The sequence below is a fragment of the Hymenobacter sp. genome (genome assembly GCF_035709525.1).
Lineage (GTDB): Bacteria > Bacteroidota > Bacteroidia > Cytophagales > Hymenobacteraceae > Hymenobacter.
The window spans coordinates 12,405-29,611 of sequence record NZ_DASTEP010000169.1 but is presented as its reverse complement, the minus strand read 5'-3'; the positions used below and the strand labels follow the sequence as shown (position 1 = coordinate 29,611).

The window sequence follows — 17,207 nt, the reverse complement described above, 5'->3', positions numbered from 1 at the left end:
TACTCGGGCGCAGGAGTGGCTGCGCCAGCTCTCAATAAGCAAAGAGGCTGGCCGAAGGCCGCCCGGCGCCCGAGTAGTCAGCCCGCGCAGCGGGCGTATCTGCGAAATCCGTTTAATCCGTTTGAATCTGCGGTCTTAGTTCTGTGGTTTAACTTGGCCGCTCATCTCGCGGCAGTAGGTGATGAAGTCGGTATTGACTGGCTCTAGGCCGCCCTCACGCATCTTGGTGGCTACCTGGCCGCGGTGGTAGCTGGCGTGTACCACGCAGTGCGTCAAGATGTCGCTCACCTGCGAGTCGAAGGCGTCGCCCTGCGAATTGCTGTACTGAATGTGGCGGTGCAGCTCGGGGTCGTCGGCATTGGCGCAGAGCTCGGCAAAGCGTTGCGAGGTTTGCTCGTGCCAGTGGTGCAGACCGGCCAGGTCGTGCTCCTGCCACACTTTCAGGGGGCTGGCGTTGCCCGAGAGGCGCGCAATCCAGATAGCCTGGGCATTGATAACGTGGCTGAAAATGCGTAGCGCGGCCGTGGGCAGCTCTTTGCCGGCGGCGGCCGACGAGTCGAGGCGGCGCAGCAGCGTTTCGTTGGCCCACACGTTGAACACGCCGAGCTTTTCGATGGTATTTACCATGAGAGTTTTGAGTTGTGAGTTCGGGGTTTTGAGTTGGCGAAGCCAACCCGTGTGCCAAAGCTACTCTGCCCACGGCAGGCCCTTGGTAGTCTTAAACTCAAAACTCCTAACCCCTAGCTTAAAACTGCCTGTCAGCGTGGGTCTTGCCACACCAGCAGCTCGTTGGTTTTGCGCTTGTCGAAGTTGGCGCATTTACCGTCGCCCCGGCCCGTAATGCCGCCTTCGGGGTGGCACAGCACGTTGCCTTTGGTGTCGTACACCGTCGATTGCTGGTCGCAGCACGGAGCCGACTCGTAGTACACCGCTTCGCCGCCGTACTGGTAGCGCATGATGCGGATGACGGGGTTACGCTTGCGCTCGCTCAGGATGGTTTGGATGCGCTGGCGCAGCCACAGCGGCCGGGCGGTGCTATCCACGCGCAGGTCGCGCTCGGGCACGGCGTCCACGGTGTTGGTGCTGGTAGGGGCGGGCGTGTCGGCGTCGCGCACAAAGCCCTCGGCGGGCGGGGTAGTGGGGGTGTTCACTACCACGTCTTGCTGGCAGGCGGCGAGCAGTAGGGTCAGAGCGGTAGCGAAAAGGGGAGTAGCGAAGCAGCGCATAGCGTAAAATAGTAGCGTGCCTGGGCTTACGCCAACCGCCCCGAATGGTTGAAATGCCCGGCAAGCTAAAGTTACCCTACAGCCCAACCAACTCCCACACCCGCGGCCCAAACACCAGCCCGCCTACCACCAGCGCGCCCAGCGCGGCCAGCAGCACGGCCCCGGCGGCCACGTCCTTGGCTTTGCCCGCCAGCGGGTGGTAGCCCGGTGACACGAGGTTGGTCAACGTTTCGATGGCCGTGTTGAACAGTTCGGCCGCCCACACGCTGGCCACCGACAGCGCCACCAGCGCCCATTCAATCGGGCTGATTTTAAAGTAGAAACCCAGCCCGATTACTACCACCGTGGCCACCGCGTGCAACTGCAAATGCACCTCCGAGCGCAACGCGGCCCCCACGCCGCGCAGCGCGTGCCCGAAGCTGGCGGCGCGGCGGCGCAGCAAGCCCGGCCGCGCGGCGGGCGGCACGGGGTTGGAGGCGGGCTCAAAATCAGCCACGGGCGTCGTACTCGGCAAAAACAGTGCGCCGCAGCTCGTCCCACTCGGGGCGCAGGATGCTGAAAATAACCGTATCGCGCCGTAGCCCGCCCTGCGTGACGCGGTGGCTGCGCAGCACACCCTCCTCGGTGGCACCCATGCGGCGCATAGCCTCTTGCGACTGATGGTTGCGGCTGTCGGTTTCGAGTTCTACGCGCTCGCAGGCCAATGCCCCAAAGGCGTGGCACAGCAGTAGGTGCTTGGCCGCCCGGTTGAGGCCCGTGCGCTGAAAATCGGTGCCTACCCAGGTGTAGCCGATGCTCAGGCTCTGGTTGGCCTCGCTCACATTATAGTAGCTGGTGCTGCCCGCTAGCCGCCCCGTCTCGCGGTCGATAATCACGAAGGGGTAGCGCAGGCCGGCTGCCCGTTCTTGTAGCGCCGCCGCGATGTAGGCGGCCAAACTCACCGCATCGTCGGCCCGCGTGATGGTGTAGCGCCAGATAAACGGGTCGAACGCGACGGCTTTCAGCGCTTCAAAATCAGAAGCTTCGAGCGGGCGCAGGCGCACCCGGCGGTTTTCGAGTACTACGTGCTGGGAAAAATCCATGGCGCAGAGTTGGTATATAGCAGGCCGCAAAGATGCGCCTGAAAGCCGGGCTAGACTGCTGGCCCAAAAAAGAACCCCGCCCGGCACGGGGCCGGGCGGGGTTCTGGTGCTTCGAAGGCGCTCAACTAAAACGAGTAGGTATAACCGGGAATCTGCGGCTGCGGCAGTAGCCTCCAGACTTCGTGGCCACTCTTATCAATATATAGAAGCTCTGCTTCGCCGGGCTTGAAAACGGGCTGCGCTCGCTTTCGAGCCTCGCGCACGGCTTGGCGGGCGTCAGGCTTTTTAGAATGCTTTGAGGAAGATTTTTCTATAAAAGCTGCTGATTTCTTGGCGTACATACAGATTCCGTGTTTGATGCAGCGATGTGATGAAGATACGACATCAGCTTTTGCGTCCGGCCGTCGGGTTGCGGTTGCGCTGCACGCGGCGGAAGGGCAGGACGGTATTGAACATAGCTTTTTAGCGCTTAGCGCACTGTGCTTGGTGCTTCGTAATGGGCAAGCATCTTTGCTAAGCACCAGGCACAATGCACTAAAAACTAAAAACCTACTTCACCTCGCCGACCATGTCCTCGGGCTTCAGCCACTGGTCAAACTCCTCGGGGGTGAGGTAGCCGAGCTGCACGGCGGTTTCCTTCAGGGTCGAGCCGTTTTTGTGGGCCGTCTGGGCGATTTCGGCGGCTTTGTAGTAGCCGATGTGCGGGTTGAGGGCCGTTACCAGCATCAGCGATGAATCAACGTGCTTCTTGATATTGGGCAGGATGGGCTCGATGCCCACGGCGCACTTGTCGTTGAAGGCCACGCACACGTCGCCGATGAGGCGGGCCGAGTGCAGGAAGTTGTAAATCATGACGGGCTTGAACACGTTGAGCTCGAAGTGGCCCAGCGAGCCGCCCACCGTGATGGCCACGTCGTTGCCCATCACTTGGGCCGATACCATCGTCATGGCCTCGCACTGCGTGGGGTTCACCTTGCCCGGCATGATGCTGCTGCCCGGCTCGTTGTCGGGGATGTGCAGCTCGCCGATGCCCGCGCGCGGGCCGCTGCTCAGCATCCGGATGTCGTTGGCAATTTTCATCAGGCTCACGGCCACGGTCTTGAGCGCGCCGTGGGCTTCCACGATGGCGTCGTGGGCGGCCAGGGCCTCAAACTTGTTTTCGGCCGTGACGAAGGGCAGGCCCGTGAGCTCGGCAATGTACCTGGCCACGTTTTCGGAATAGCCGGCGGGCGTGTTGATGCCCGTGCCCACGGCGGTGCCGCCGAGCGCCAGCTCGCTCAGGTGCGGCAGCGTGTTGTTGATGGCGCGCAGGCCGTGGTCGAGCTGCGATACGTAGCCCGAAAACTCCTGGCCCAGGGTCAGCGGCGTGGCATCCATGAAGTGGGTGCGGCCAATTTTAACGATGTGCTTAAACTCTTCCGACTTCTTTTTCAGCGTATCGCGTAGCTTCTCGATGCCCGGCACGGTGGTTTCGACCAGTATCTTATAGGCCGCGATGTGCATGGCCGTCGGGAAGGTGTCGTTCGAGCTCTGGCTCTTATTCACGTCGTCGTTGGGGGCCAGAAACTTCTTCTCGTCGCTCAGCTGGCCGCCGTGCAGCACGTGGCCGCGGTAGGCGATTACCTCGTTCACGTTCATGTTGCTCTGGGTGCCCGAGCCGGTTTGCCACACTACCAGCGGAAAGGCGTCGGCGAGTTTGCCTTCCAGAATTTCGTCGGCTACTTTCCCAATTAGCTCGGCCTTCTCGGCGTCGAGCACGCCCGCGTCGCGGTTGGTGAGGGCGGCGGCTTTCTTGAGGTAAGCGAAGGCTTTGATGATTTCCTTCGGCATCTTGTTGATGTCCTGCGCGATAGGGAAGTTCTCGATGCTGCGCTGGGTTTGGGCGCCCCAGTAGGCGTCGGCGGGCACTTGCACCTGGCCCATGGTGTCTTTTTCGGTGCGGAAGCTCATTTTGGTGAGGAGGTAATGGGGTGAGAAAGTGAGGCGGTGACAAGGCAAATCGGGGAAAAGCCAGGGTGGCAAGGTCCCGTTGCATCAGCGCAAAAGTAAGGCTTCCGCTTGGTGGCAGGCAGCCATAATCAGCCCCAGCCCGTAAGCCCTCTCACTTCTTCACTCCATTGCCTCCTTACCCCGATGAACGAGCCCACGCCCACCCCCGACCCGCACACCCAGCCGCCCGTACCCGTGCAAGGCGACGGGGTGCCCGATTATAGCGATGTCGAAATCAAAACCGAATCGGGCCTACCCACCCCCGACAAAGCCGGCGGCAGCGCTACCGAGCCCGAAAGCGGCGGTGGCTACAGCGGCTAGCCCAGGGCCACGCGCACTTGTCGAAACCCCGGCAGTCATGCTGAACTTGCGCAGCATGACTGCCGGGGTTTGAGGTACTACCAAAATTCGTATTAGCTTGGCAGGTCGGTACAAATGCCTGTATCGCTAGTTCTGCTTTATGACATTTGCTACCCTTGCCCGCACCGCCGGCCTGCTGCTGGCGGCCGCGCTGGCCGGCTGCCAGCCTAACGCTTCCACCACTGCCAGCGCCTCAGCCAGCCCCGGCCTGACTACCTACTTCCCCGCGCCCGAAACCGGCGTAAAAACGGGCGGCGTGCAGGTCATCCCCATCACTACTCCCAAGGGTACGTTCAAGGTCTGGACCAAGCGCTTCGGCAACAACCCGAAAACTAAAATTCTGCTGCTCAATGGTGGGCCGGGCGCTACGCACGAGTATTTCGAGTGCCTGGAAAGCTTTCTGCCGCAGGAGGGCATCGAGTTTATTTACTACGACCAGCTGGGCTGCGGCAACTCCGACAACCCGCGCGACACCAGCATGTGGAGTTTGCCGCGCTACGTGGAGGAGGTAGAGCAGGTGCGGAAAGCCCTGAATTTGAATAAGGATAATTTCTACCTCCTAGGGCACTCGTGGGGCGGTATTCTGGCGGCCGAGTACGCCTTCAAGTACCAGCAAAATCTGAAAGGCCTCATTATCTCCAACATGATGATGAGCTGCCCGCCTACGGCCGCTACGCCGACGAGGTGCTGGCCAAGCAGCTAAAACCCGAAGTGCTGGCCGAAATCCGCCAAATCGAGGCCAAAAAGGATTTTAGTAACCCGCGCTACATGGGCTTGCTGGAGCCCAATTTCTACGCCCAACACTTGTGTCGCATCGTGCCTAATCCCGAGCCCGTGACGCGAGCCATGAGCAAAATCAACCAGTCGCTCTACGTGACGATGCAGGGCCCAAGCGAGTTCGGTATCTCGGGCAAGCTCACTACCTGGGACCGCACCAAAGACTTGCCCAAGCTGACCATTCCGGTGCTTAGCATCGGGGGCAACTACGACACCATGGACCCCGCGCACATGGCCTGGATTGCGACCCAAGTTAAAAACGGCAATTCGCTCATCTGCCCCAACGGCAGCCACATGGCTATGTACGACGACCAGCAGGTGTACATGACGGGCCTCATCAAGTACCTGAAATCGGTGGAGGATGGCTCTTTTAAGCCGGGTGCCAGATTGTAAGTTGGATAGGTAGTGTCGGGTGTCGGGTATTATGTATTAGGTAGTTTCATAACATCTATTCTAAACACCCAACACCCAATACCCGATACCTAAAACGGCACCGCGATGTCGATTTCCAGCGGGGCGCGCTTGCCGCCGCTGATGCCCGGCACCCAGCCCGGCCCATCGCACACGAGGCGTTGGGCCTCGGCGTCGTAGTCGTCGCGCAGGCCGCGCAATACCTTGGTTTGCTGAATCTTGCCGTCGGCCCCGATGGTGAGGCGCAGCTGCACCGTGCCCGACAGCGACTGCTCGCCTTCTGCGGGCCGGAACTCGGTGGCTTCGCGGCGCAGCTTTTCGCGCAGGGCCGCGTAGCCGCCCTGCGGCGCTGGGGGTATCCTGGGCGCGGCGGGCATGCGGGCCAGGGGGGCAGCGTAGGTTTCGACCTGCTTGCGTGCGGGCCCACTCGCCAGCCGGCTCGCCAGGTTTTCGGCCAGGCGCAGCGAGTCGGCGGGGAGGCGGGTGCTAGCCAGCGGCGCACCAACCTTTGCCGCTGGGGCGGGCTCTGCCGCCACTGTTGCCAGGGTGGTGGTTGTGTCGGGCGTTGCCAGCGGCGGCAAGCTACCCTGGGGCAGCGGGGCGGGGCTGGCCAGCGGTGACTGCGCGCGGCGAGCCGGGCTGGTGCGCGGCCGGGCAGTCGGTAGTGCGGGGGCGGCGGGGGCCACCGCCACGGTGGCGGGTGGCGCAGCAGCAGGCGGGGCCGCCGTGGGAGCCGGGGCAGCGGGGGCGGCCGGCAGATTGGGCGCGACTTTGGTGGCTACCTCAGTGGCTTTGGTGGCGAGGTGGCGCTGCTGCCCGGCCCACCAGCCGCCGGCCACCAGGCCCAGCAGCAGGGCGGCGGCGGCGGCCAGCTGCGGTATCAGCCAGCGGTTGCGCCGGGCCTCGCGCTCGTAGCGGGCGGGGGCGGCCTGCGCCTGCACTCGCTGGCGCAGGCGCTGCTGTAGCTGGGCCAGCGCCTGGTCGGTGGTGGCGGGTGGGGTTTGCTGCAAGCCGGCCAGGATGTCGGCGCAGCGCGGGCAGGCCAGCGTGTGGGCCTCTACGCGGTGCTGAGCGGCCGGGGCCAGCGTGCCCGCCGCGTACTGGCGCAACAAGCCCACGGGCAGGTGCGGGCCGGCCGGGGCAGTAGCGTTCAGCAGCGGGTTGGTGGGCAGCATTTCGGGGAGTTAAGAGTTTCGGGTTCTGAGTTTTGAGTTAGAGTAGGTGCTCGCAATGACAGATGTTTTTGCTATTCCTCCTTATTCATTCTCAATTCTTTGTGCATCGTGCGCTTGAGCATTCGGCGGCCGTTTTGCAAATGGCTTTTCACTAAATTCAAAGCCAGGCCGGTGGAGGCCACTATTTCCTGATACGATTTTTCTTCCAGATAAAACAGCTCGAGGCAGCGGCGCTGGTCGGGTGGAAGTTGGGCCAGGGCCAGCTCCAGGGCTTGCAGGTCGGCTTCGTGCTGCTGGTTTTCTTCGGCCTCCTCGGCGGCATTGGGTAGATGCCGGGCGGCGGCGGTTTCCACATCGGCGGCGTCGGGCAGCAGTAGGAGGGGGCCGCCGCTGGCGGTGCCGCGCTGCCGGGCGCGCAGCTCCATGAGGCAGTGGTTGCGGGCCGTGGCATACAGCCAGGCCCCAAAGTTGTCGGGCACGTGGGTGCGCAGCTTCACCACCAAGTGCTCGAATAGCTGCATGGTTGCATCCTGGGCGTCCTCGTCGGGCGGGGCCAGGTAGCGGCGGCACACCGCAAACACCTCGGGCAGGTGCCGCTCGTAGAGCAGCCCTAGGTCAGCCACGTCGCCGCCCTGGCGATAGCGCGCCAGCACCTCCTGGTCGGAGAGGGCTACGGACGGGACGACGGGGGCGCGGCGGCGAAACAACACGGCGGCAAGGTACGGGTGGGCGCAAACACCCGCGGCCTGCCGCTGGCAGGATGCCGCTCCGGCCCCGATTGCACACGCCCGGCCACGAAAAAAGGAGCACCGGCCACGCAGCGGGCCGATGCTCCTTTTTAGTATCCTGCCAAGTGCTTGGGCAGTAAGCTGAAATTACTGCTTGGCAGCAGCTTTCATGTTTTCTTTGGTCTGGCTGGCCGATTTGGCAGCGGCGTCGCCCATGGCGTCCATTTTGTTGCCAGCGGCGTCTAGCTTGGCGTCCATTTTAGCGCCGGCTTCCTGGGCATTGGCTTTGGCATTGTCAGCGGCGGCTTCCATTTTGTCGCCGGCTTTGTCGGCGGCAGCTTCCATCTTGTCGCCAGCGGCTTCCATTTTGGCTTCGGCTTTATCGCCGGCGGCCTCCATCTTGTCGCCTACTTGCTCGGCGCTGGGGGTAGTTACCTCGGTGGTCGTGGTGGTGCTGCCGTCGGCGTTTTTGGTGGTGTCGGTGTCGGTCGAGCAAGCGCCGAGGCTCAGGCTGAGGGTAGCGGCGGCGAGCAGGGTTTTAAACGAAGTAGTCATGGGAGAAAGGGTTGGGAAAGTGAAATTGTGCTGCTTAATGAAGGCTCCCTGCAAAAGGTAACCTTCGCCCGCGCTCGGGCTTACCAACTTTTTTTGCTTGGCGCAAGTATAGCCGAGTTGCACTCCGATTTGTCTTTTCTTTATTCTCATGGATTCCACCGCCTCCACCCCGCACACTCCTCCCGCCCGCACCGAGCCGCTGCACATCAGCGACGAGCAAAGCACGGCCCTGCTCACCGATACCCTGGGCCTGCTCGGCGAGGGCCTGCCCAACTCCGACGGGGCCAGCGGCCTGCACGAACTGGAGCGCTGGGAAGTGGTGCTCGAAGCCAGCGACCGCCCCGGCCTGGCCAAAGTGTGCCAGGAAGTGAAGCTGCTGCGCGAGCGCCTCAGCGCCTCCGATACCCAGGCCCACGAAATCGCCGAAATCCTGGCCAGCCTCGGTGCCGAAACCCAGAAAGTGAGCGAGGAAGCCGCCAACGGCTATTCCGACTCGCTGCATAAGCTGAGCCGCCTGCTCATCAAAGCCAGCAACCTGCTTTCGCGCTAAGCGCAAGCCCTAGGTACTCTAACTCTGCGGTTTGCTACTTGCACGCCGCTTCGGCGCGGACCCCTCCGGGGGCCGCGCTATTTTTTTGCCCCGACCTTTGCGCCGCAATTCGCGTCGCCCATGATTACCCTCTACGACCCTTTCGAGGGCATGCAGTTTGGCCCCGGCCGCTGCTTTCTTACCGGCCAGCCCGTTGGCCCCGCTGATACCGTTCCGGTTTTTGCCGAGTGGGTGCAGGCTGCCTACGGCCTGGCCGAGCGCCCCATCTACCTGCTCGACCAAAGCCAGACTACCTACGCTGCCCTGCGCCTGCCGCTAACCCCCGCGCTGCGCCCGCGCCTGCAAGCTCTCGAAGACGAGGTGCAGCAGGCCGCCCTGGGTGGCCCTGCCGCCTTGCGCGCCCTGCCACCCGCCCGCCTGTGGCAGTGGGCCGCCAAAATGTTCTACGGCATCTTCGCCGCCGAGCTGGTGCAGCAGCAGCAGCCGCTCATCAAGCCCCAGTATCCGCTAGCCGAGAATGTGCAGCTGCTGCGCAAGTTCCGGCCGTTTTTTCAGCTGCTGCAAGGCCTGCGCGTGCCCACCGACTACGCCGATTTCGTACCCGGCTCGGTGTTCGTGCTAGAGGTGGACGACCACTACGAGGCGCCGGTTTTTGAATATGACGACGACCTCAATACGCTGGTTTTTAGCATTAAGCTAGGTAATGCCGTGGTAGTGGCTTCGCTTATCGACATCGGCTTTATCGGCCAGGCTATGCGCCAGGTGTATGCCGAGGCCCAGCGCCCACTGCACCCTGTGCAGGTAGCCGAGTTTAAGGCCCGTGTGTACTACGCGGCCTACTTACTGGCGGCCATTCCCGATATCTACCCGCGCCGGCCCGGCCCGCTCGACCCGCCCAGTGCCGAGCTGGTGCTCGATGCGCTGGTCGACGATGTGACGGCGACCATTTTCAATCCTTGGGAAAACCTGTCCTACGGCCACGTGCTCACCGGCCTGTGGGCGCGCTGGGGCATCTCCGAAGAGGTTATTCTGCGCAATCCCTTCCAGCCCTTGAGCTTGCTCTACGACGCTGCCATGCAGCCGCAGCCTGCCGAGGCAGCGACCGAGCAGCTCAACGTGTTATCCTTCAAGGGATAGCGTGTCTTAGTTTTTGGGCAGCGTGTCGTTAAGACACATTAGGCAAACCTAGGATAGGCAGCCGCAGGCCGACACTACGCTAGCTAAAGCCTACGCTACCCTAACCCCAACCGAACGGACGCCCCGCGCTGCCCGTATGCAAAGCCCCAGCCGGTAGCCGGCCGGGGCTTTCGTTTTCCTACTCACTTATTTCTATGTCTTCTTTCTTCGCCAAAGCGGCGGCACCCGCTACGGCTGTGGCCGCCGGCTTGCTCCTAGGTGCCTGCAACGGCAACAGCGCCACCGATAACCAGGCCCGCGGCACCATGCCCGCCGACTCGACCGCCGCCCACGTGCCGGCCCCCGCGCCCGCCAATTCGCCGCTCACCATCGTGGCCGAAATCAATGCCCCCCAAATCACGGGCGTGGCCGTAGCGCCGGGCGGCAAAATATTCGCCTTTTCGCCGCGCTGGGATTACAACCCCACCAACCCGGTGGCGCTCGTGACGGGTAAAAACACCCTCGCGCCCTACCCCGACGCCAAGTGGTGCATGTGGAACGACTCGCTCCGCAACGAGCCCCAAAAGCACTGGATTTGCCCGCAGGCTGGCTACGTCGATACCAAAGGCCACCTCTGGATAGTAGACCCCGCCTCGCCCGGCCTCAAATACACCGTGCCCGGCGGCCCCAAGCTGGTCGAAACTGACCCCGCCACCAGCACGGTAGTGCGCACCATCGCCATCCCGGAAAGCGTGGCCCCGCGCAAGTCGTACCTCAACGACGTGCGCATCGACCTGCAAAACAACTACGCCTACATGACCGAGTCGGGCACTGGCGCGCTGGTGGTAGTTGACCTCAAAACCGGCACCTCGCGCGCCCTGCTCAAGCAGCAGCCCTCGACTCTGCCTACCCCCGGCTTCGTGACCAAGGCGCAGGGCCACGCCCTCATCGACCCCACGGGCAAGCCCGGCTCGTTCAAGGCCGATGGCATCGCCCTGAGCACCGATAACCAGTACCTGTACTACCGGGCGCTGTCGGGCCACGAGCTCTACCGCATCAAAACCGAGGTACTACGCAACCCGGCCCTTACCGCTGCTCAAGTGAATGCGGCCCCCGAAAAGCTACCCGACGCACCCGCCTGCGATGGTATGGAAATCGACAGCAAAGGCAACCTCTACCTCACCGCCTTCGAGACCGGTGCCATCCTGCGCCGCACCCCCGACGGCAAAACCGAAACGCTGGTGCAGGAAGCGCGCCTGCAATGGCCCGATACCTTCGCCTGGGGCCCCGATGGCAAGAGCCTCTACTTCACCGTATCGGAGCTCGACCTCACGCCCAATTGGAACAAAGGTGTAGCCCCAGCACATGAGCCCTTCCGCATCTACAAAATGGCAGCTACCAAGTAAAGTTCAGCTTAGCACAAAGCCCACTGCTGCCCCTAGGTGCCAAGTAGTGGGCTTTTTAGCAAGAAAGGCTACGGGAAAATCCAGTTTTTTACGTTAGCTTGGTAAGCTTTTAAAGTAATAAAGCAGCGTCTGGAGAAGTCATTTGATTGGCTACCAGGCTTATTTGCGTAACCGCATGTAGGTTTTTAGTTTATTCTCAGCTAGTTTACTTTTGCACTGCTTGTCGTAGCCTTTTCAATTCCCACTCCTTATGGATTCTTACTCCTATATCGCCAATGCTGATGTGGCGGCCATCGAAACGCTGTACGAGGCGTATCAGCAGAACCCCGAATCGGTCGATTTTGGCTGGCGTAAGTTTTTTGAAGGCTACGATTTCTCGCAGCAGTTCCCCGAAGGTGCGCCAGTAGTACCCGGCCAAGCACCCGCCACCAATGGCGGCGCGGCTCCGGCCGGCAAAACCAGCGCTGCCCCAGCGCCCGGCCCCGTGCCCCAGCCCGATGGCTACGGCGTACTCCAAACGGAGGCTTCGACTAACGATGCCGGCCCCATCGCCAAAGGTGCACCTGCCAGCGACAAGGAAACGGCCGTGCGCAACCTCATCCACGCCTACCGCAGCCGTGGCCACTTGCGCGCCAAAACCAACCCCGTGCGCGAGCGCAAAGACCGCAAAGAGCGCCTCAATCTGGCCGATTTCGGCTTGAGCGACAGCGACCTGGATACAAAATTTCGCCAGGGCGAATTGCTGGGTCTGGGCCAAGGCGCAACGCTCCGCGAGATTGTGGCCGCGCTCACGAGCATCTACGCCGGTACGGTGGGCTTCGAATTCACTTACATCCGCGACCCCCAGATTCTGGACTGGTTTCAGGAGAAAGCCGAGCACGGCGCGTTGGCTTTCAACCCCGATGTAGAGTACAAGAAACGTATTCTGAAGAAGTTGAACGAGGCGGTAGTTTTCGAAAACTTCCTGCACACCAAGTTTTTGGGCCAGAAACGCTTCTCGCTGGAAGGCGGCGAAACGGCCATTCCGGCGCTGGATGCCATCATCAACCGGGGCGCCGAATTGGGCGTGAAGGAAGTGATGATTGGCATGGCCCACCGCGGCCGCCTGAATGTGCTCGCCAACATTATGGGCAAAACCTATGAGCAGATTTTCAGCGAGTTTGAAGGCACAGCCACGCCCGACCTCACGATGGGTGATGGCGACGTGAAGTACCACATGGGCTACTCGTCGGAGGTAACGACCACTAACGGCGAGAAAGTCAACCTGAAGCTAGCGCCTAACCCTTCGCACCTGGAAGCGGTGAACCCGGTAGTAGAAGGCTTCGTGCGGGCCAAAATCGAGCACCAGTACGACGGTGACTACCACCAGATTCTGCCCATTCTCATCCACGGCGACGCGGCGCTGGCGGGGCAGGGCATTGGCTACGAACTGACGCAGATGTCGCAGCTGGAAGGCTACAAGACGGGCGGTACGATTCACTTCGTGATTAACAACCAAGTCGGCTTTACGACTGATTTTGAGGACGCTCGCTCGTCGATTTACAGCACCGACCTAGCCAAGATTATCGACGCGCCGGTAATTCACGTGAACGGCGACGACCCCGAGGCAGTCGTGTTTGCGGTGCGCCTGGCGGCTGAGTACCGCCAGCAGTTCCACGCCGATATCTTCATTGATATGGTGTGCTACCGCCGCCACGGCCACAACGAGTCGGACGAGCCCAAGTTCACGCAGCCCACGCTCTACAACGTCATCTCGAAGCACCCCAACCCGCGCGAGGTGTACAACGCCACGCTCGTGAAGCGCGGCGATGTAGACGCCGAACTGGCCAACCAGATGGACAAGGAGTTTCGTGACATGCTGCAAGCCCGCCTCGACCAGGTAAAGCAGCAGCCGCTACCTTATAAATATCAGGCCCTCGAAAACGAGTGGCGCACCCTGCGCCGCAGCACCAACGAAGACTTTGACCAATCGCCGGAAACCGGCATCAGCGAGGAAATCGTGGAGCGCGTAGCTAAGGCCCTGACCACGATTCCCGAGAATTTCCGGCCTATCAAGCAGATTGATAACCTGCTGAAGGAGCGCCGCAAGATGTTCTACGAAACCCGCACCCTCAACTGGGCCGCCGGCGAGCTGCTGGCCTACGGCTCGCTGATGAGCGAAAACCACACGGTGCGCGTGAGCGGCCAGGACGTGCAGCGCGGCACGTTCTCGCACCGCCACGCGGTGCTGCACGACGCCGAAACGTCGGCCCCGTACAACTCGCTCAACCACCTGGAGGGCGAACACCAGCCGCTGAACATCTACAACTCGCTGCTGAGCGAGTACGCGGTGCTGGGCTTTGAGTTTGGCTACGCGATGGCCAACCCCACGGCGCTCGTGATTTGGGAAGCGCAGTTCGGCGACTTCGCCAACGGCGCGCAGACCATGATTGACCAGTTTGTGGTGAGCTCCGAGAGCAAATGGCAGCGCATGAACGGCGTGGTGATGCAGCTGCCCCACGGCTACGAGGGCCAGGGCCCCGAGCACTCCAACGCCCGCCCTGAGCGCTTCCTGCAACTGGCTGCCGAAAACAACATCGTGGTGGCCAACATCACTACGCCGGCCAACTTCTTCCACGCTCTGCGCCGCCAGCTCACCTGGAGCTTCCGCAAACCGCTGGTAGTGATGTCGCCCAAGTCAATGCTGCGCAACCCGCTGTGCGTGTCGCCGGTGGAAGACTTCACGAGCGGCCGCTTCCAGGAGGTACTGGGCGATAATTTCGCCGATGCCGGCCAGGTAGAGAAAGTGCTGCTGTGCTCGGGCAAAGTGTACTACGACCTGCTCGACGAGCAGCAGAAGTCTGACCGCAAAGACGTGGCCATCGTGCGCCTCGAACAGCTGCATCCCTTCCCCAAAAAGCAGCTTGACGTGGAGCTGGCCAAGTACCCCAACGCCAAAATATACTGGGTACAGGAAGAGCCCGAAAACATGGGTTACTGGAACTACCTGCTGCGCTTCATGCGCCGCGAGCTCGAAGACGTGGTGGCCCGCAAGCCCTCGGCCTCGCCCGCCACCGGCTACAACAAAGTGCACGTAAAAGAGCAAAAGGAAATCGTGGCCCGCGCCTTTGGCGAGCGCCGCGAAGAAGTAGCCGCCGAGCAAATTGAGGAAACCGCCGAAATTGCCAAAAAACAAGAATAGCCAGCGTGTAGGGTAAGCTTTAGCTTGCCTTTCCACGCATCGGCAAGCCAAAGCTTACCCTACACTCGATGATTTCAGAAGAGCAAATCCAGGCTGTAGTGCGGCGTATCGTTGAAGGCTACGCGCCCGACAAGATTATCTTGTTTGGCTCGTATGCCTACGGCGTGCCGCACGAGCACAGCGACCTGGATTTGCTCATTATCAAGGAAAAAGCGGAGGCCAAGCGCGCCGAGCGAGCTATTAAAGTCTGGCGTCTTCTGTGGGATGACGAGTTTCCTGCAATGGATATTCTGATTCGTACACCAGCGGAAATGGAGAAGGCCGCTGGTATATTTCAGTCGGTAGAAACAATCGCGGAAACGCAAGGCCGGTTACTATATGCAGCCTAGCTCCTCAGTTCAACAGCGTGTTGCAACTATGCTCCGGGCCGCAGACCGGGATATGGAAGCCGCGAACTCGTTGATGCAAAACTCCCCACACTTGTACGAAAGCATAGGCTTTAGCTGCCAACAAGCAGTTGAGAAGTACATAAAAGCGGTACTAATTGCCAGTGGTTTGCCTGCGCCATTTATTCACGTGCTGGTCAAGCTGCTTCTACCATTGACCCAGGCGGGCATTGTTGTACTGAGTACCGCCGAAATGGATAACGCCGCAGCACTCCAGGATTTTGCGGTAACATGGCGCTACGAAACCGACGACGCCCCCAGCTTCATTTCAGCCGACCTCGTGGCGATGGCCGACCGCTTTCGCACCAAGCTGCGCCCGCTGGCGCAGGCTTTTTTGATTTAATCTTAAAATACGCTTTTCTACCACCCGCCTCCCATGCCCACCGAAATCAAAATTCCCGCCGTTGGCGAATCCATCACCGAAGTAACCATTGCCAAGTGGCTGAAAGCTGATGGCGACGCCGTGAAGCGCGACGAGGTAATCGCCGAGCTCGAATCGGACAAAGCCACGTTTGAGCTGCCCGCCGAAGCCGACGGCACGCTGAAAATCCGCGTGGCGGAAGGTGAAACGATTGGCATTGGGACCGTCATTGCTGAGCTCGATGGCGCTGGCGCCCCGGCCGGCACCAGCCAGGCGGCCGCGCCCGCCGCCGGCGGCGACGCCCTCGCCCAGGGCGAGCAAAACCCCCAGGCCAGCGACCAGGCCGGCTACGGCGGCCAGCCCGCCGACCGCCCCGCCGCTGACCCTTCTACTCCCGGCGCCCCCACTACTGCCCCCGCGGCTGGCAGCAGCTCGGTTGAAATGAAGATTCCCGCCGTGGGCGAGTCCATCACCGAAGTAACGGTGGCCAAGTGGCTGAAGCCCGACGGCGCGCAAGTATCGCGCGATGAAGTGATTGCCGAGCTGGAGTCGGACAAAGCCACGTTTGAGCTGCCCGCCGAGGGTAGCGGCACGCTGCGCCACGCCGTGAAGGAAGGCGATACCATCAGCATCGGCGCTACTATTGCGCACATCGAAGGTGGTAATGGAGCGGCTGCGGCCCCGGCCGCCAGCGCGCCCGCTGCGGCAGCGCCGGCCCCGGCAGCCACGGCCCAGGCTGCTACCAGTGGCGCGGCTACCTACGCCACCGGCGTGCCCTCACCGGCCGCTGGCAAAATCCTGGGTGAGAAAGGCATCAACGCTGCCGATGTAAACGGCACGGGCCGCGATGGCCGCATCACGAAGGAAGACGCGCAAAATGCCCAGGCTAAGCCCGCTGCCCCGGCGGCTGCTCCGGCCCCGGCCCCGGCTCCTGCTCCTGCTCCTGCTGCTTCGGCACCTGCTGCCGCCCCGGCCGGCGAGCGCGGCCAGCGCCGCGAGCGCATGAGCAACCTGCGCAAGACGGTAGCCCGCCGCCTGGTGTCGGTGAAAAACGAGACGGCCATGCTCACCACCTTCAACGAGGTGAACATGCAGCCCATCATGGACCTGCGCAACAAGTTCAAAGACAAGTTCAAGGAGAAAAACGGCGTGGGCTTAGGCTTCATGTCATTCTTCACCAAGGCCGTGTGCGTAGCCCTGAAAGAGTGGCCCGCCGTGAACGCTTACATCGACGGCGATAGCATCGTGTACTCGGATTTCTGCGACATCAGCATCGCTGTATCGGCCCCGAAAGGCTTGGTAGTACCAGTTATTCGCAATGCCGAGAAGCTAAGCTTCGATGGTGTGGAGAAGGAAGTGGTGCGCCTCGCCGGCCTGGCCCGCGACAACAAGCTCACCATCGAGCAAATGACGGGCGGTACGTTCACTATCACCAACGGCGGCATCTTTGGCTCGATGATGAGCACGCCCATCATCAACGCTCCGCAGTCAGCCATCTTAGGGATGCACAACATCATCCAGCGTCCCGTAGCCGAAAACGGCCAAGTGGTTATCCGCCCCATGATGTACCTAGCCTTGAGCTACGACCACCGCATCATCGACGGCCGCGAATCGGTATCGTTCTTGGTGCGCGTGAAAGAACTCCTTGAGGACCCGACGCGCTTGCTACTGGGCGTATAGCCAGCATAAGTTGTCTTTTCAAAAGGTCTGCTCTCACAAGAGAGCAGACCTTTTTCTTTTTTAGGGTAAATTTAACGGCTGATAATCTGTGTGAAATACGTAAGCGGTTTCGTAAAATACGTATCCTCCAGCTTGTACTTTTTCGTAAATTTAGTAATTTTGAT

19 protein-coding genes are annotated in these 17,207 nt (G+C 61.4%); 10 read left to right on the top strand and 9 right to left on the bottom strand.

Features of this window, described 5'->3' with window-relative positions:
- Nucleotides 1–135 precede the first annotated feature (135 nt).
- From VFO93_RS14510 to fumC, 6 genes are all read right to left on the bottom strand, one after another.
- A complete protein-coding gene (locus VFO93_RS14510; RefSeq protein ID WP_325135109.1) occupies nt 136–627 on the bottom strand; it encodes a DinB family protein in 492 nt (163 codons plus the stop codon).
- A gap of 131 nt (nt 628–758) precedes the next feature.
- On the bottom strand, nt 759–1,226 hold the full coding sequence (locus VFO93_RS14505; protein WP_325135108.1) for a DUF6970 domain-containing protein: 468 nt from the start codon (nt 1,224–1,226) through the stop codon (nt 759–761).
- Between the two features lie 76 nt (nt 1,227–1,302).
- Nucleotides 1,303–1,722: a diacylglycerol kinase family protein gene (locus VFO93_RS14500; protein ID WP_325135107.1), complete on the bottom strand. Its 420-nt coding sequence runs from the start codon at nt 1,720–1,722 to the stop codon at nt 1,303–1,305.
- Nucleotides 1,715–2,308 carry a GNAT family protein gene (locus tag VFO93_RS14495; RefSeq protein WP_325135106.1) on the bottom strand — a complete coding sequence of 198 codons (594 nt, stop codon included), beginning with the start codon at nt 2,306–2,308 and terminating at the stop codon, nt 1,715–1,717. Before VFO93_RS14495 ends, VFO93_RS14500 begins: the two co-directional genes overlap by 8 nt.
- A gap of 125 nt (nt 2,309–2,433) precedes the next feature.
- Entirely contained in the window at nt 2,434–2,649 is a 216-nt protein-coding gene (locus VFO93_RS14490) for a hypothetical protein (RefSeq protein WP_325135105.1), read from the bottom strand.
- A gap of 208 nt (nt 2,650–2,857) precedes the next feature.
- Complete coding sequence (gene fumC / locus VFO93_RS14485) at nt 2,858–4,258, bottom strand: class II fumarate hydratase (protein WP_325135104.1); 1,401 nt, start codon at nt 4,256–4,258, stop codon at nt 2,858–2,860.
- Between the two features lie 183 nt (nt 4,259–4,441).
- Between fumC and VFO93_RS14480 the strand changes: the two genes are divergently transcribed.
- From VFO93_RS14480 to VFO93_RS14470, 3 genes are all read left to right on the top strand, one after another.
- On the top strand, nt 4,442–4,618 hold the full coding sequence (locus tag VFO93_RS14480) for a hypothetical protein (protein WP_325135102.1): 177 nt from the start codon (nt 4,442–4,444) through the stop codon (nt 4,616–4,618).
- 139 nt (nt 4,619–4,757) lie between these two features.
- Nucleotides 4,758–5,360, top strand: coding sequence for a proline iminopeptidase-family hydrolase (locus VFO93_RS14475; RefSeq protein ID WP_325135101.1), 603 nt, complete (start codon nt 4,758–4,760; stop codon nt 5,358–5,360).
- Nucleotides 5,342–5,827: a hypothetical protein gene (locus VFO93_RS14470; RefSeq protein ID WP_325135100.1), complete on the top strand. Its 486-nt coding sequence runs from the start codon at nt 5,342–5,344 to the stop codon at nt 5,825–5,827. Before VFO93_RS14475 ends, VFO93_RS14470 begins: the two co-directional genes overlap by 19 nt.
- An 89-nt stretch (nt 5,828–5,916) precedes the next feature.
- Here the strand turns inward: VFO93_RS14470 and VFO93_RS14465 are convergent, their stop codons facing one another.
- The 3 genes from VFO93_RS14465 to VFO93_RS14455 form a co-directional block, all read right to left on the bottom strand.
- Nucleotides 5,917–7,020 carry an energy transducer TonB gene (locus VFO93_RS14465; protein WP_325135099.1) on the bottom strand — a complete coding sequence of 368 codons (1,104 nt, stop codon included), beginning with the start codon at nt 7,018–7,020 and terminating at the stop codon, nt 5,917–5,919.
- A gap of 71 nt (nt 7,021–7,091) precedes the next feature.
- The gene (locus VFO93_RS14460) at nt 7,092–7,730 is read right to left on the bottom strand and encodes a sigma-70 family RNA polymerase sigma factor (RefSeq protein ID WP_325135098.1); all 639 of its coding nucleotides are present in this window, start codon (nt 7,728–7,730) and stop codon (nt 7,092–7,094) included.
- A 165-nt stretch (nt 7,731–7,895) separates the two neighbouring features.
- Entirely contained in the window at nt 7,896–8,303 is a 408-nt protein-coding gene (locus VFO93_RS14455; RefSeq protein WP_325135097.1) for a hypothetical protein, read from the bottom strand.
- A 148-nt stretch (nt 8,304–8,451) separates the two neighbouring features.
- Between VFO93_RS14455 and VFO93_RS14450 the strand changes: the two genes are divergently transcribed.
- The 7 genes from VFO93_RS14450 to odhB all read left to right on the top strand — a co-directional run bounded on the left by VFO93_RS14450 (nt 8,452) and on the right by odhB (nt 17,043).
- Nucleotides 8,452–8,853, top strand: coding sequence for a hypothetical protein (locus VFO93_RS14450; protein ID WP_325135096.1), 402 nt, complete (start codon nt 8,452–8,454; stop codon nt 8,851–8,853).
- A gap of 120 nt (nt 8,854–8,973) precedes the next feature.
- On the top strand, nt 8,974–9,990 hold the full coding sequence (locus tag VFO93_RS14445) for a hypothetical protein (RefSeq protein ID WP_325135095.1): 1,017 nt from the start codon (nt 8,974–8,976) through the stop codon (nt 9,988–9,990).
- A gap of 194 nt (nt 9,991–10,184) precedes the next feature.
- Nucleotides 10,185–11,375, top strand: coding sequence for an SMP-30/gluconolactonase/LRE family protein (locus VFO93_RS14440; RefSeq protein ID WP_325135093.1), 1,191 nt, complete (start codon nt 10,185–10,187; stop codon nt 11,373–11,375).
- 250 nt (nt 11,376–11,625) lie between these two features.
- Nucleotides 11,626–14,556 (top strand): 2-oxoglutarate dehydrogenase E1 component, encoded by a 2,931-nt coding sequence (locus tag VFO93_RS14435; RefSeq protein WP_325135092.1) that lies wholly within the window; start codon nt 11,626–11,628, stop codon nt 14,554–14,556.
- A 68-nt stretch (nt 14,557–14,624) separates the two neighbouring features.
- On the top strand, nt 14,625–14,945 hold the full coding sequence (locus VFO93_RS14430) for a nucleotidyltransferase domain-containing protein (RefSeq protein WP_325135091.1): 321 nt from the start codon (nt 14,625–14,627) through the stop codon (nt 14,943–14,945).
- Nucleotides 14,935–15,345, top strand: coding sequence for a HEPN domain-containing protein (locus tag VFO93_RS14425; RefSeq protein WP_325135090.1), 411 nt, complete (start codon nt 14,935–14,937; stop codon nt 15,343–15,345). Before VFO93_RS14430 ends, VFO93_RS14425 begins: the two co-directional genes overlap by 11 nt.
- Nucleotides 15,346–15,378: 33 nt before the next feature.
- Nucleotides 15,379–17,043 carry a 2-oxoglutarate dehydrogenase complex dihydrolipoyllysine-residue succinyltransferase gene (gene odhB, locus VFO93_RS14420; RefSeq protein ID WP_325135089.1) on the top strand — a complete coding sequence of 555 codons (1,665 nt, stop codon included), beginning with the start codon at nt 15,379–15,381 and terminating at the stop codon, nt 17,041–17,043.
- The last annotated feature ends 164 nt before the right edge of the window (nt 17,044–17,207 follow it).